Annotated in this window: 13 protein-coding genes; 9 read left to right on the top strand and 4 right to left on the bottom strand. The window is 67.0% G+C overall.

The genetic code is table 11. The annotated features are described in order from the left end of the window. Positions 1-16 precede the first annotated feature (16 nt). Together BM060_RS10285 and BM060_RS10280 are read right to left on the bottom strand one after the other, a co-directional pair. Positions 17-1,264 carry a ribonucleotide-diphosphate reductase subunit beta gene (locus BM060_RS10285; protein WP_074979739.1) on the bottom strand — a complete coding sequence of 416 codons (1,248 nt, stop codon included), beginning with the start codon at positions 1,262-1,264 and terminating at the stop codon, positions 17-19. A gap of 161 nt (positions 1,265-1,425) precedes the next feature. Then, positions 1,426-4,314 (bottom strand): ribonucleoside-diphosphate reductase subunit alpha, encoded by a 2,889-nt coding sequence (locus BM060_RS10280; RefSeq protein WP_074979737.1) that lies wholly within the window; start codon positions 4,312-4,314, stop codon positions 1,426-1,428. Between the two features lie 732 nt (positions 4,315-5,046). Here BM060_RS10280 and BM060_RS10275 point away from each other — a divergent pair. From BM060_RS10275 to BM060_RS10250, 6 genes are all read left to right on the top strand, one after another. Then, on the top strand, positions 5,047-5,751 hold the full coding sequence (locus BM060_RS10275; RefSeq protein WP_074979735.1) for a response regulator: 705 nt from the start codon (positions 5,047-5,049) through the stop codon (positions 5,749-5,751). A gap of 216 nt (positions 5,752-5,967) precedes the next feature. Continuing rightward, the gene (locus tag BM060_RS10270) at positions 5,968-7,581 is read left to right on the top strand and encodes an ATP-binding protein (protein ID WP_074979732.1); all 1,614 of its coding nucleotides are present in this window, start codon (positions 5,968-5,970) and stop codon (positions 7,579-7,581) included. Positions 7,582-7,659: 78 nt separating this feature from the next. Continuing rightward, entirely contained in the window at positions 7,660-7,983 is a 324-nt protein-coding gene (locus tag BM060_RS10265; protein WP_074979730.1) for an ArsR/SmtB family transcription factor, read from the top strand. Then, positions 7,980-8,411, top strand: a complete 432-nt coding sequence (locus BM060_RS10260; RefSeq protein WP_074979728.1) for a YeeE/YedE family protein — start codon at positions 7,980-7,982, stop codon at positions 8,409-8,411. Before BM060_RS10265 ends, BM060_RS10260 begins: the two co-directional genes overlap by 4 nt. A 2-nt stretch (positions 8,412-8,413) precedes the next feature. Continuing rightward, positions 8,414-8,839, top strand: coding sequence for a DUF6691 family protein (locus BM060_RS10255; protein ID WP_074979725.1), 426 nt, complete (start codon positions 8,414-8,416; stop codon positions 8,837-8,839). Between the two features lie 70 nt (positions 8,840-8,909). Beyond that, complete coding sequence (locus BM060_RS10250; protein WP_009621770.1) at positions 8,910-9,272, top strand: YidH family protein; 363 nt, start codon at positions 8,910-8,912, stop codon at positions 9,270-9,272. Between the two features lie 205 nt (positions 9,273-9,477). On the opposite strand, the gene BM060_RS10245 is transcribed toward BM060_RS10250, so the two are convergent. Beyond that, entirely contained in the window at positions 9,478-9,906 is a 429-nt protein-coding gene (locus BM060_RS10245; protein ID WP_043270708.1) for a TOBE domain-containing protein, read from the bottom strand. 95 nt (positions 9,907-10,001) lie between these two features. On the opposite strand from BM060_RS10245, the gene modA reads away from it, so the two are divergent. Genes modA through modC form a run of 3 tightly spaced genes read left to right on the top strand, consistent with a single transcriptional unit; the run spans position 10,002 to position 12,540 of the window. Then, on the top strand, positions 10,002-10,757 hold the full coding sequence (gene modA / locus BM060_RS10240; protein WP_074979722.1) for a molybdate ABC transporter substrate-binding protein: 756 nt from the start codon (positions 10,002-10,004) through the stop codon (positions 10,755-10,757). A 12-nt stretch (positions 10,758-10,769) separates the two neighbouring features. Further along, on the top strand, positions 10,770-11,450 hold the full coding sequence (modB, locus tag BM060_RS10235) for a molybdate ABC transporter permease subunit (RefSeq protein WP_074979720.1): 681 nt from the start codon (positions 10,770-10,772) through the stop codon (positions 11,448-11,450). Between the two features lies 1 nt (position 11,451). Then, positions 11,452-12,540 (top strand): molybdenum ABC transporter ATP-binding protein, encoded by a 1,089-nt coding sequence (gene modC, locus BM060_RS10230; RefSeq protein WP_074979718.1) that lies wholly within the window; start codon positions 11,452-11,454, stop codon positions 12,538-12,540. A gap of 326 nt (positions 12,541-12,866) precedes the next feature. Here modC and BM060_RS10225 read toward each other — a convergent pair. Further along, positions 12,867-14,159, bottom strand: a 1,293-nt coding sequence (locus BM060_RS10225) for an OprD family porin (protein ID WP_074979716.1), incomplete at its 5' end; no start/stop codon positions are given.

Genomic DNA, 14,159 nt, shown 5'->3' with positions numbered 1-14,159 from the left:
TTTGCTACTACTTCCGTCAGTCCCAGCTCAGCGCGCCGCCGGTCTGGTACTCGATCACGCGGGTCTCGAAGAAGTTCTTTTCCTTCTTCAGGTCCATGATTTCGCTCATCCACGGGAACGGGTTGGTCGTGCCCGGGTATTCTTCCTTCAGGCCGATCTGGGTCAGGCGGCGGTTGGCGATGAACTTGAGGTAGTCCTCCATCATCGCCGCGTTCATGCCCAGGACGCCGCGCGGCATGGTGTCGCGGGCGTATTCGATTTCCAGCTGGGTGCCCTGCAGGATCATCTGCGTGGCTTCGTCCTTCATCTGGGCATCCCACAGGTGCGGGTTTTCGATCTTGATCTGGTTGATCACGTCGATGCCGAAGTTCAGGTGCATGGATTCGTCGCGCAGGATGTACTGGAACTGCTCGGCGGTGCCGGTCATCTTGTTGCGGCGGCCCATGGAGAGGATCTGGGTGAAGCCGCAGTAGAAGAAGATGCCTTCGAGCACGCAGTAGTAGGCGATCAGGTTGCGCAGGAACTGGCGGTCGGTTTCCGGGGTGCCGGTCTGGAACTGCGGGTCGGAGATCGAGCGGGTGTACTTCAGGCCCCAGGACGCTTTCTTCGCGACGCTCGGGATCTCGTGGTACATGTTGAAGATTTCGCCCTCGTCCATGCCCAGCGACTCGATGCAGTACTGGTAGGCGTGGGTGTGGATGGCTTCCTCGAAGGCCTGGCGCAGGATGTACTGGCGGCACTCGGGGTTGGTGATCAGGCGGTACACGGCCAGCACCAGGTTGTTCGCCACCAGGGAGTCGGCGGTGGAGAAGAAGCCGAGGTTGCGCATGACGATGCGGCGCTCGTCCTCGGACAGGCCGTCCTTGCTCTTCCACAGGGCAATGTCGGCGTTCATGTTCACTTCCTGCGGCATCCAGTGGTTGGCGCAACCATCCAGATACTTCTGCCAGGCCCAGTCGTACTTGAAGGGTACGAGCTGGTTGAGGTCGGCGCGGGCGTTGATCATCTGCTTGTCGCCGACCTGCACGCGGGCGGAGGCGCCTTCGAGGTCGTCCAGGCCTTCCTGGATGTCGAGGGCGTCGAGGGCCTGCTTGGCGCGGGCGACCGCGTCGGAGTCGCTGGCGGAGACGGCGCGGGCTTCTTCCACGGAGCCGGCGGCTTCGTCGTCCAGCTTGTCGGCGGCCTGGGCGGCGGCTTTGGCCACGGCCGGGGCGGCCTTGGCTTCGGTGGGGTCTTCTTTGTCGAATTCGTCCCAGCTCAGCATTGGGGGCTCCTTTGAATCGCAGCTACAAGCCACAAGCTTGAAGCGGCAAGAGGTTTGGTGTTGCCGGTGAAGCCAGGGCGCACCCTGGCTTCACCGTCGTCGAGCACGTCAAGGCAACTGCGGACGGCTTGCGGCCTGTCGCTTGCAGCTTGCCGCTGCTCTTATTGGCAGGCTTCGCAGTCCGGGTTATCGATGCTGCAGGCTTGCGGCACCGGAGCCGGTTTCGGCTCGGCCGGGGCGGCTTGCAGGCCCTCGTCGATCACCGAGCTCACGGCGTTCAGCTTGCCGGTGTTGATGGTGGACTTCTCGGTGCTGGTGGCGGCCAGGGCGCGGAGGTAGTAGGTGGTCTTCAGGCCACGGTACCAGGCCATGCGGTAGGTCACGTCCAGCTTCTTGCCCGAGGCGCCGGCGATGTAGAGGTTCAGCGACTGGGCCTGGTCGATCCACTTCTGGCGGCGGCTGGCGGCGTCGACGATCCACTTGGTCTCCACTTCGAAGGCGGTGGCGTACAGGTCCTTCAGGTCCTGCGGGATGCGCTCGATCTGCTGCACGGAGCCGTCGTAGTACTTCAGGTCGTTGACCATGACCGGGTCCCACAGGCCGCGGGCTTTGAGGTCGCGCACCAGGTAGGGGTTGATCACGGTGAACTCGCCGGAGAGGTTCGACTTCACGTAGAGGTTCTGGTAGGTCGGCTCGATGGACTGCGACACGCCGGTGATGTTGGCGATGGTCGCGGTCGGCGCGATGGCCATGATGTTCGAGTTGCGGATGCCTTTCTGTACGCGCTCGCGCACCGGGGCCCAGTCCAGGCTCTCGCTCTGGTCGACTTCGATGTACTTGGCGCCGCGGGCTTCGATCAGCAGCTTCTGCGAGTCGATCGGCAGGATGCCTTGCGACCACAGCGAGCCGGCGAAGGTCTCGTAGGCGCCGCGCTCTTCGGCCAGGTCGCAGGAGGCCTGGATGGCGAAGTAGCTGATGGCTTCCATGGACTTGTCGGCGAAGTCGATGGCGGCGTCGGAGCCGTAGGCGATGTGCTGCAGGTACAGGGCGTCCTGGAAGCCCATGATGCCCAGGCCCACCGGACGGTGCTTGAGGTTGGAGTTCTCCGCCTGGGGCACCGAGTAGTAGTTGATGTCGATGACGTTGTCGAGCATGCGGACCGCGGTCTTCACGGTGCGGCCGAGCTTCTCGACGTCCAGCTTGCCGTCGACGATGTGGTTGACCAGGTTCACCGAGCCCAGGTTGCAGACGGCGATCTCGTCCTTGTTGGTGTTCAGGGTGATCTCGGTGCACAGGTTCGAGCTGTGCACCACGCCCACGTGCTGCTGCGGGCTGCGCAGGTTGCACGGGTCCTTGAAGGTCAGCCACGGGTGGCCGGTCTCGAACAGCATGGAGAGCATCTTGCGCCACAGGTCCTTGGCCTGGACGACCTTGTGCAGCTTCAGCTTGCCGTACTGGGTCAGGGCTTCGTAGTACTCGTAGCGCTCTTCGAAGGCCTTTCCGTAGAGGTCGTGCAGGTCGGGGACGTCGGCCGGGGAGAACAGCGTCCAGGTGCCGTCTTCGAACACGCGCTTCATGAACAGGTCGGGAATCCAGTTCGCGGTGTTCATGTCGTGGGTGCGGCGGCGGTCGTCACCGGTGTTCTTGCGCAGCTCCAGGAACTCTTCGATGTCCAGGTGCCAGGTTTCCAGGTAGGCGCACACGGCGCCCTTGCGCTTGCCGCCCTGGTTCACGGCCACGGCGGTGTCGTTCACTACTTTCAGGAACGGGACCACGCCCTGGGACTTGCCGTTGGTGCCCTTGATGTAGGAGCCCAGCGCGCGCACCGGGGTCCAGTCGTTGCCCAGGCCGCCGGCGAATTTCGACAGCATGGCGTTGTCGTGGATGGCGCTGTAGATGCCCGACAGGTCGTCCGGCACGGTGGTCAGGTAGCAGCTGGACAGCTGCGGACGCAGGGTGCCGGCGTTGAACAGGGTGGGGGTCGACGACATGTAGTCGAAGGACGACAGCAGGTTGTAGAACTCGATCGCGCGTTCTTCCTTCTGCGGCTCTTCGATGGCCAGGCCCATGGCCACGCGCATGAAGAATACCTGCGGCAGTTCGAAGCGGATGCCGTCCTTGTGGATGAAGTAGCGGTCGTAGAGGGTCTGCAGGCCCAGGTAGGTGAACTGCTGGTCGCGCTCGTGGTTCAGCGCGGCGCCCAGTTTGGCCAGGTCGTAGCCCTTGAGCTTGGAATCGAGCAGTTCGAACTCGACGCCTTTCTCGATGTAGGCCGGCAGGGCGCGGGCGTACAGCTCGGCCATTTCGTGATGGGTGGCGCTCTCGACCACGTCGAGGAAGCCCAGGGCTTCGGCGCGCAGGGTGTCCATCAGCAGGCGGGCGGTGACGTAGGAGTAATTCGGCTCGCGTTCCACCAGGGTGCGGGCGGTCATCACCAGGGCGGTGTTGACGTCCTTCTCGGCCACGCCGTCGTAGAGGTTCTTCAGGGTTTCGCGTTCGATCAGCCCGCCATCGACTTCGGCCAGGCCTTCGCAGGCTTCGCGGATGATGGTCTGCAGGCGGCCCATGTCCAGCGGCTGGGTGCTGCCGTCTGCCTTGGTGATGCGGATGCTCGGGTGCGGCTGGGCGACTTCGCCGGCGGCGCTGGCGGTCTTGCGCTCGTTGGCGCGGGCTTCGCGGTAGATCACGTAGTCGCGGGCGACTTTCTGCTCGCCGGCGCGCATCAGGGCCAGTTCGACCTGGTCCTGGATTTCTTCGATGTGGATGGTGCCACCGGAGGGCATGCGGCGCTTGAAGGTCGCGGTGACCTGCTCGGTCAGGCGCGCGACGGTTTCATGGATGCGCGACGAGGCGGCAGCGGTGCCGCCTTCCACGGCGAGGAACGCCTTGGTGATGGCTACGGTGATCTTGTCATCGGTGTAGGGAACTACGGTGCCGTTGCGCTTGATCACGCGCAGCTGGCCGGGCGCGGTGGCGGCCAGATCCTGGGCGGATTCGGCTGCCTGCGGCGCTGCGGCCTGCGGGTTCTCGCGAGTGGTGTCGGTCTGCATGGGGGGTTGTCTCCACATTCTCTTAGTGGGTTCTGTCACTGGCGCCGGGGGCGCCGCTCCGGAAAAACAGCAATAAAGAGCGTGTGCGTCCGGCGGGGCCGGCCGCATGAAAACTTGCTAACAGGGGAAGGGGACTCAAGCGCCTCCCTGGCCCAAGTCGGGTGTCCGGCTTTACGGGCCGGAACCACAATACCTAGTGGTGTTGACCGATCGGTTGCAACACCCGTACCGCATGGCCATCGACATCGATCACTCCTTTGCGGCCTACGCCGCGTCGGACTTTCGTACGCCTGGATGCAGCTGCTGGGGGAACCGGAGGAGCCGTGGAAAAGGCTCGCGACCTCGTGCTTCTTCTTGTGTCCGGTTCCAGGTTGCGGACCCAACATGTAGGGGTTATCCGCAACGGGGATACAAGATAATGCGCTATGGGAGGCTTTGCAAGGCGGGAGGCTGGGGGAAACCTGTGGATAAATTGTGGGTGGCGTGTGCGTGATCGCGTAGGGATCGCGCCAGGCCGCACCGCTGCTGATTTTCACCGTTCGTCATGAGCGACTGACAGATTCAGGAGTTGGCCTGAGGCTGTCAGGGTGTGAACCCTACCACAATATCTTGTGGTCCTGCCCCATCGCGTTCCGCCCGTGCCATGGCGCGGCTTCCTGGCTACAATGCGGCACGTCCCGCCTGCCTCGCGGCGGTGCGCGGCGGACCCGTTCAGGTGCATTGGGAGGCGGTGTGGAGCAAGAGGCGCGAATCCTCATTGTCGAGGACGACCAGCGGTTGGCCGAGCTGACCCAGGACTATCTGGAAAGCAACGGCCTGAAGGTGGGCGTCGAGGCCGACGGCGCCCGCGCGGTGGACCGCGTGCTGGCGGAACGGCCGGACCTGGTGGTGCTGGACCTGATGCTGCCCGGCGAGGACGGCCTGTCGATCTGCCGGCGCCTGCGCCCGGACTACGACGGCCCGATCCTGATGCTCACCGCGCGCACCGACGACATGGACCAGATCCAGGGCCTGGAGATGGGCGCCGACGACTACGTGTGCAAGCCAGTGCGCCCGCGCCTGCTGCTGGCGCGCATCCGCGCCCTGCTGCGGCGCAGCGAGGGGCCGGACGAGGCGCCCGCGGCGGGCAGCAAGCGCCTGACCTTCGGCAAGCTGGTGATCGACAACGCCATGCGCGAGGCCTGGCTGGACGGCCAGACCATCGAGCTGACCAGCGCCGAGTTCGACCTGCTGTGGCTGCTGGCGGCCAACACCGGGCGCATCCTTTCCCGCGAGGAAATCTTCAATTCCCTGCGCGGCATCGAATACGACGGCCAGGACCGCTCCATCGACGTGCGCATCTCGCGCATCCGCCCGAAGATCGGCGACGACCCCATGCACCCGCGGCTGATCAAGACGGTGCGCAGCAAGGGGTACCTGTTCGTTGGCGAGCAGTAGGGGGCTTGCGCTGATTCGCTGCCTGGCTTCGGGGTCGTGCGTTGCTGCGGCTGTTCATTGGGTTCCCGCGTGCGCGGGAATGACGGGGGTGGGTTCGGTGTTTCCCGCACCCTGCGCAGCAACCCCCCGGCATCCAGACTCCCCGGCGTCATTCCCGCGCACGCGGGAACCCAGCGACTTCACCCCGGCCCATGAACCCGGCACAGGGCTTCGCCGATGAAATCCATCTTCCTGCGCATCTACGGCGGCATGCTGCTGACCCTGGTGCTGGTCGCCGTCCTCGGCGTGCTGACCCTGCACCTGGTCAACGAGGTGCGCGGCGACCGCTACCGCGAGGAGCTGGCGCGCGGCACCTTCCGCCTGATGGCCGACGAGATGGCAGGCATGGAGGAGGTGGACCGCAAGCGCGCGCTGCTGCAGTGGAGCCGCCTGATGGGCATACCGCTGAGCTTGCAGAAGCTCGACGCCCTGGGCATGGACGGCCGCGACCGCGCGCGGCTGATGAACGACCAGGTGCTGGTGGAGGCCGACGGGCCGCACCAGGTGCGCATCCATACCCAGGTCAGCCTGCAGGAGGGCCTGGTGCTCACCGGCGAGGTGGAGCAGGTCAGCGAGCAACTGGCGCGGGCCACCATCTATATGCTGATGGACGAGCTGCGCCGCTTCCCCGCCAGCGAGCAGCCCTACCACCTGGCGCGCATCGTGCGCGACAAGCGCTTCGGTTTCGACGTGCACCTGCTGCGCCTGAAGGAGATCGACCTGGACGACGACCAGAGCCGCCGGGTGGAGGAGGGCGACACCGTGCTGGCGCTGGGCAAGAACGGCGACTCCATCCGCGTGGTGGCCGGCATCGTCGACACGCCCTGGGTGCTGGAGCTGGGGCCGATCTACCAGATGAACCCCTACCCGCCGCAACTGCTGCTGCTGATCGCCGCCGTCGGCCTGTCGCTGATCGGCCTCACCCTGTACCTGCTGGTCAGCCGCCTGGAGCAGCGCCTGCGTGGCCTGGAGTCGGCCGCCTCGCGCATCGCCCGCGGCAGCCTGGACACCCGGGTGGACGAACGCGGCAGCGACTCGGTGGGGCGCCTGGCCGGCACCTTCAACCACATGGCCGAGCAGATCCAGCGCCTGATCAGCGTGCAGCGCGAGCTGGTCCGCGCGGTGTCCCACGAGCTGCGCACACCGGTGGCGCGGCTGCGCTTCGGCCTGGAGATGATCGAGTCCGCCGAGGACGACAAGACCCGGCGCAAGTACCTGGAGGGCATGGACGGCGACATCCAGGACCTCGACCAGTTGGTGGACGAGATGCTCACCTACGCGCGCCTGGAGCAGGGCTCGCCGGCGCTGACCTACCAGAGCGTGGAGCTGGGCGAGTTGGTGCGCCAGGTGGTGGCGGAGATCGCCCCGCTGCGCGGCGAGGTGCAGGTGACCTGCGAGGCCGGCGCGCTGGTGCCCTTCGACCAGGGTAGCTGGATCGAGGCCGAGCCGCGTTACCTGCACCGCGCCCTGCAGAACCTGCTGAGCAACGCCATCCGCTACGCCGAGACGCGGGTGCGGGTGAGCTACCGCGTTAGCCTGGACCGCTGCCAGGTAGACGTCGAGGACGACGGCCCGGGCGTGCCGGAGGACCGCTGGGAGCGCCTGTTCACGCCGTTCTTCCGCGTCGACGACAGCCGCACGCGGGTCACCGGCGGGCACGGCCTGGGGCTGTCCATCGTGCGGCGGATCATCCGCTGGCACGGCGGCCGGGTGTCCATCGCCCGCAGCCAGGCCCTGGGCGGCGCCTGCTTCACCCTGGCCTGGCCGCGGCGCCAGGCGCCCAAGGAATAGCCCGCGGCGGGCGAGGGTGGACGTTCTGCGGGTTTATATTATATGTTTTCATATATTGTAATTTCGTAGAGCGTTCCCATGCCCGCCATCCCAGCCATCGACCTGCAACGCCTGCGCCACTCCGCCGACCAGGCCGGGCGCCTGCTCAAGGCCCTGGGCAACCCCGACCGCCTGTTGCTGCTGTGCATGCTGTCCCAGGAGGAGCTGCACGTCGGCGCCCTGGAGGAGCGGGTGGGCGTCGGCCAGCCGACGCTGTCCCAGCAACTGGGCGTGCTGCGCCGCGAGGGCCTGGTGGCGACGCGCAAGGAGGGCAAGCAGGTGTACTACCGCATCAGCAGCCCCCAGGCGCTGGCGGTGATCCAGACTCTCTACCAATTGTTCTGCGCAGAGGATGCCGAATGAACATCGACTGGACTGCCTTCACCCCCTGGAGCGCCCTGGCCGGCGGCGCGCTGATCGGCCTTTCCGCCGGCCTGTTCGCCCTGCTCAACGGCCGCGTGGCCGGCATCAGCGGGTTGCTCGGCGGCCTGCTGGCCAGGGGCGGCGTCGGCGGCGAGCGCCTGGCGTTCCTCATCGGGCTGCTGCTGGCGCCGCTGCTGTGGCTGGCCTTCGGTCCGCTGCCGGCGCTGCACTTCGACAGCGCCTGGCCAGCGCTGCTGCTGGCCGGGCTGCTGGTGGGGCTGGGCAGCCGCTATGGCGCCGGCTGCACCAGCGGCCATGGCGTGTGCGGCCTGGCGCGGCTGTCGCCGCGGTCGCTGCTGGCCACGCTGTGCTTCATGGCCAGCGGCTTCGTCACCGTCTTCTGCATCCGCCACCTGCTGGGAGCCTGAACATGGCCCGCCTGAGCGCTTTCCTCTGCGGCCTGCTGTTCGGCCTAGGCCTGCTGTTGGCCGGCATGGCCGACCCGGCCAAGGTGCTGGCCTTCCTTGACCTGGCCGGGGCCTGGGACCCGTCCCTGGCGCTGGTGATGGTCGGCGCCATCCTCACCGCCTTGCCGTTCTTCGGCCTGGCCCGCGGCAAGGCGCACGGCCTGCTCGGCGGCGCCATGCAGCTGCCGACGCGGCGCGACCTGGACCGCCGCCTGGTGCTGGGCAGCCTGGTGTTCGGCATCGGCTGGGGCATCGCCGGCATCTGCCCGGGGCCGGCGCTGGTCGGCCTGGGCGCCGGCCACTGGCAGGCGGCGCTGTTCGTGCTGGGGATGCTGGCCGGCATGGCGGCGTTCGAATGGCAGCAGCGGCGCAAGGGCGCGGGGGCATGAAGCCGTGCCTTAGACGCAGCGCCGCCCGCCGCCTACGCTACCCGGAGATTCCCCTGCGAACCGAGGCCCCATGTCCGACCTGAACGACCCCCGCGTCTTCTTCGCCGCCGAGCGCACCCTGCTGGCCTGGAACCGTACCGCCCTGGCGCTGATCGCCTTCGGCTTCGTGGTCGAGCGCACCGGCCTGCTGCTGCGCCTGATGCACGCCGGCCTGGAGACCGCGGCGGCGCTGCGCATGTCGTTCTGGGTGGGGCTGGGCTTCATCCTGCTCGGCTGCGTGGCCGCCTGCAGCTCGGCGCTGCAGTACCGCAACGTGGTGCGCGGGCTGAAGCCGGTGGAGATTCCCGAGGGCTACCGGGTCAACGCCGGGCCCTGGCTCAACCTGACGGTGGCCGGCCTGGGCCTGCTGCTGACGCTGTACCTGGCGTTGTAGCCTTGCGGAAAAATTGACCTTTAGGTCAATAAATGCAGAATGCTGGCGTGCCCATCGGCACCGACGCCCGTGGCCAAGCCCATGGCGTTGCCCTTAATGGGTATTGCTGCGGCGCGGGTATCGTTATGTAATTTTTGATATAACGATTCTCCGGCAGCGGGCCCCGGACAGACCGGGGCCCTCCAGCGTCGCGCCGTGGCATCCGTCAGGAAGGAACACCGAGAATCACATGGGAAGCCTTGATCACCGCCGTGGCCTTGACGCCGGCCGCCAGCCCCAGCTCGGCGACGGCGTCGCGGGTGACCACCGCCACCACTTCGCTGCCACCGCCAAGGTCCAGCACCACCTCGGCGTTCACCGCGCCGTCGGCCACCGACTTCACCGTGCCGGCCAGGCAGTTGCGCGCCGACAGGCGAATGCCCTCGGCATCGGTCATCAGCATCACCCAGGGCGCCTTGACCAGCGCCACCACGTCCTTGCCCTGGGCCAGGCCGAGGCTCTTCACGCTTTCCTCGGTGACGATGGCCACCAGGTCGTTGCCGCCGGGCAGTTGCACCACCACCTCGGCATTCACCGCGCCGTTGCGCAGTTGCTTGACTGTGCCGCGGAACACATTGCGCGCGCTGACTTTCATGTCTTTCTCTCCTTGGTTTCAGTGAGGTCAGGAAGGTATAGCAGAGCCGGCGGGCCCTTCGAAGCAGAACGACAGCCAACCACTGGAGCACATCGATGAAACAGACATTCGCCCGCCTTTCCCTGGCCCTGGCGGCCTGCCTGGCCACCCACGCGGCGCTGGCCGACGAGGTGCAGGTCGCGGTCGCGGCCAACTTCACCGCGCCCATCCAGGCCATCGCCAAGGACTTCGAGAAGGACACCGGGCACAAGCTGGTGGCCTCCTTCGGCGCCACCGGGCAGTTCTACGCGCAGATCAAGAACGGCGCGCCCTTCGAGGTGTTCCTCGCCGCCGACGACAGCACCCCGGCGAAGCTGGAGCAGGAGAAGGCGGTGGTCCCCGGCTCGCGCTTCACCTACGCCATCGGCAAGCTGGCGCTGTGGTCGCCGAAGGATGGCTACGTCGATGCCAAGGGAGATGTCCTGAATAAAGGTGGCTTCCAGCACCTGTCCATCGCCAACCCGAAGACCGCGCCCTACGGCCTGGCCGCCACCCAGGTGCTGGACAAGCTCGGGCTGAAGGACAAGCTGACCGGCAAGATCGTCGAGGGCCAGAACATCGGCCAGGCCTACCAGTTCGTGTCCAGTGGCAACGCCGATCTGGGCTTCGTGGCGTTGTCGCAGATCTACAAGGATGGCAAGGTGACGGCCGGTTCGGCCTGGATAGTCCCGGCCGACCTCTATGAGCCGATCCGCCAGGACGCGGTCATCCTCGAAAAAGGCAAGGACAACGCCGCGGCCAAGGCCCTGGTGGACTACCTGAAGGGGCCGAAGGCGGCCGCGGTGATCAAGGCCTACGGCTACGAGCTGTAAACAGGGAAAACGATGCACCTGACCGCGGCGGACCTCACGGCGATCCGGCTCACCCTCGAGCTGGCCACCGTCAGCACCCTGATCCTGTTGCTGCTGGGCACCCCCATCGCCTGGTGGCTGGCGCGCACCCGTTCGTGGCTCAAGGGCCCGCTGGGTGCGCTGGTGGCCCTGCCACTGGTGCTGCCGCCGACGGTCATCGGCTTCTACCTGCTGGTCACGCTGGGCCCCCACGGCCCGGTGGGCCAGCTCACCGACGCCCTCGGCTGGCAGCGCCTGCCGTTCAGCTTCGCCGGGCTGGTGGTGGGCTCGGTGATCTACTCGCTGCCCTTCGTGGTGCAGCCGCTGCAGAACGCCTTCGAGGCCATCGGCACGCGCCCGCTGGAGGCCGCGGCGACCTTGCGCGCCGGGCCCCTGGACACCTTCTTCAGCGTGGTCCTGCCGCTGGCGCGGCCGGGCTTCGTCACCGCCGCCATCCTCGGTTTCGCCCATACCGTGGGCGAGTTCGGCGTGGTGCTGATGATCGGCGGCAACATCCCCGGCCAGACCCGCGTGGTCTCGGTGCAGATCTTCGACCACGTCGAGGCCATGGAGTACGCCCAGGCGCACTGGCTGGCCGGCGGCATGGTGGTGTTCTCCTTCTTCGTGCTGCTGGCGCTGTACTCCACGCGCCGCAGCCACTCGGCCTGGAACTGAGATGCCGGCAGACATCCAAGCACGCTTCCTGCTCGAATACCGCAGCTTCACCCTGGACGTCGACCTGCGCCTGCCGGGCCGCGGGGTGACCGCGCTGTTCGGCCACTCAGGCTCCGGCAAGACCACCGTGCTGCGCTGCGTGGCCGGCCTGGAAAGGCCGCGCGAGGCGCGCCTGGTGGTCAACGGCGAAACCTGGCAGGACAGCGCCCAGGCCCTGTTCCTGGCGCCGCACAAGCGCGCCATCGGCTACGTGTTCCAGGACGCCAACCTGTTCGAGCACCTGTCGGTGAGGCGCAACCTGCGCTATGGCATGAAGCGCGTGCCGGCGCGCGAGCATCGCGTGGCCATGGACCAGGCCTGCGAGCTGCTGGGCATCGGCCACCTGCTCGAACGCATGCCGCGCCACCTGTCCGGCGGCGAGCGCCAGCGGGTGGGCATCGCCCGCGCCCTGCTGACCAGCCCGCGCCTGCTGCTGATGGACGAGCCGCTGGCGGCCCTGGACCTCAAGCGCAAGGCGGAGATCCTGCCCTACCTGGAGCGCCTGCACGACGAGCTGGACATCCCCATCCTCTACGTCAGCCACTCGCCGGACGAAGTGGCGCGCCTGGCCGACCACCTGGTGCTGCTGGAAGCCGGCCGCGCGCTGGCCAGCGGCGCGGTGGGCGAGACCCTGGCGCGCACCGACCTGCCCACCTCGCTGCTGGAAGACGCCGGCGTGGTGATCGACGGCCAGGTACTGGGCCACGACGCCGAATACGGCCTGCTCGACCTCGGCCTGCCCAACTGCGGCGAACGCATCCGCCTGGCCCATGGCCCGCTGCCGGTGGGCAAGGCGCTACGCATCAAGGTGCAGGCCCGCGACGTCAGCCTGACTCTGCAGCGCCCGCAGCAGAGCAGCATCCTCAACCTGCTGCCGGCCACGGTGACCGAGCTGGCTCCCACGGATACGCCGGCGCATCTGCTGGTGCGGCTGGATGTGGGGGGGAATCCGTTGTTGGCGCGGATTACCCGGTATTCCTGCGAGCAACTGGGGTTGCGGGTGGGGCAGGGGGTGTGGGCGCAGGTGAAGTCGGTGGCGGTGTTGGCCTGAGGGCTGGATGGCTTTATGGCTTTTCGTAGGAGCGAGCTTGCTCGCGAACAGGTTCGGTGCCATGCGGTTCGCGAGCAAGCTCGCTCCTACGAAGAGCACCTCCGGTGCGGTCCGGTGGCTTTCGTGCCTTGGGTTGGCTCCGCTCCCTCTCCCTGAAGGGAGAGGGAGCTTGTCCGTGCCGGCGGACAGCAATGGTTTCAACCTGAACCGTCATCTCCGGCTGACGCCGAAACATCCATTCACTCCGAACGGTCCCCTCTCCCTTCAGGGAGAGGGTTAGGGAGAGGGGCTCTTGGCTCTTGGCTCCAACAACCCTCACTCCAGACCTAGAACAACGGCAACGTATAGCTCACGATCAACCGGTTCTCATCCTGGTCCCGCTGCGTCGCCGTGCCCGAGCCGCTGACCGGCAGGCCGCTGCGCATGGTGGCGTTCTTCCAGGCCAGGCCCAGGCCCTTGAAGGTGCCCTCGGGGACCACGTAGCCCACCGCGATGTCACGTTCCCACTCGCCCTGGTCGCCGCGGCCGGTTTTGATGTCGTCGGCGTTGAGGTAGAGCACGCTGAAGGTCAGGCCGGGCACGCCGAGCTTGGCGAAGTCGTAAGCGTAGCGGCCGATCCAGGTGCGCTCGCCGGCGTGGTTGAACTTCAGCAGCTGGGCGTCGGTGTGCAGGTAGGTGCTGGTGCCTTCGCCGTCGCCGCGGTTCAGGTAGGGGAAGTCGCTGTCGCCGGTGAGCACTTGGTAGCCGGCGCCGATGCTGTGGCCGGCGAGGCTGTAGGTGAGCAGGCCGCTGTAGACGTTGTTGTCCACCTCGCCCTTGGTCAGGTTGTTGCCGTAGTAGCCGCTGCTGACGTAGCCGTCGGCGCGGCCGGAGGCGCTGCCGTTCTTGCCGTCGGAATCGCTGATGAACACCCGCAGGTCGGTTTTCAGGGTGCCCGGGCCGACCGCCCAGTTGTGCGTCAGGCCGAGGAAGTGCTGCTGGTAGAAGTCGGTCAGCTGGCCGTAATAGTACTGCAGCGTCAGGTCCTTGGTGGCCTTGTAGTCGCCGCCGGCGAAGTAGAACTTGTTGCTGTCGCGGGAGCTGGCGCTGCTGCCGTTGGCGCCGGCGATGGACATGCTGCGCCAGTCGGTGGAGTTGCGGCCCTTGGTGTGGGTCAGTTGGCCGCCGATCAGCGTCAGGTCCTTGAACTCGTTGGAGGTGACCTGGCCGCCCTCGTAGGTCATCGGCAGCAGGCGCGCGTCGTTGTAGACCACCACCGGCAGCTTGGGCTGCAGGGTGCCGTAGCGGAACTCGGTCTTCGACACTTTCGCCTTGGCGGTCAGGCCCAGGCTGCTGAACTCGTCCACCGCGCTGCCGTCGCTCTCCAGCGGGAAGATGGTGCCGGGCTGGCGGTCGATGCCGCTCTTGCCGGACTTGCCGCCGCCGTCCAGGCGCAGGCCGAGCAGGCCCAGGGCGTCGACGCCGAAGCCGACGGTGCCTTCGGTGAAGCCGGAGGCGTAGTTGAGCATGAAGCCCTGGCCCCATTCTTCCTGCTTGCTGGGCGAGGCGGGGCCGTTGCGGTTGTCGGTGTTGATGTAGAAGTTGCGCAGGCCGAGGCTGGCCTTGCTGTCTTCGATGAA

Source organism: Pseudomonas citronellolis (assembly GCF_900112375.1).
Taxonomy (GTDB): domain Bacteria; phylum Pseudomonadota; class Gammaproteobacteria; order Pseudomonadales; family Pseudomonadaceae; genus Pseudomonas; species Pseudomonas citronellolis.
Note: the sequence above shows the minus strand (reverse complement) of the source record. Positions and strands in the feature narration are given on the sequence as shown.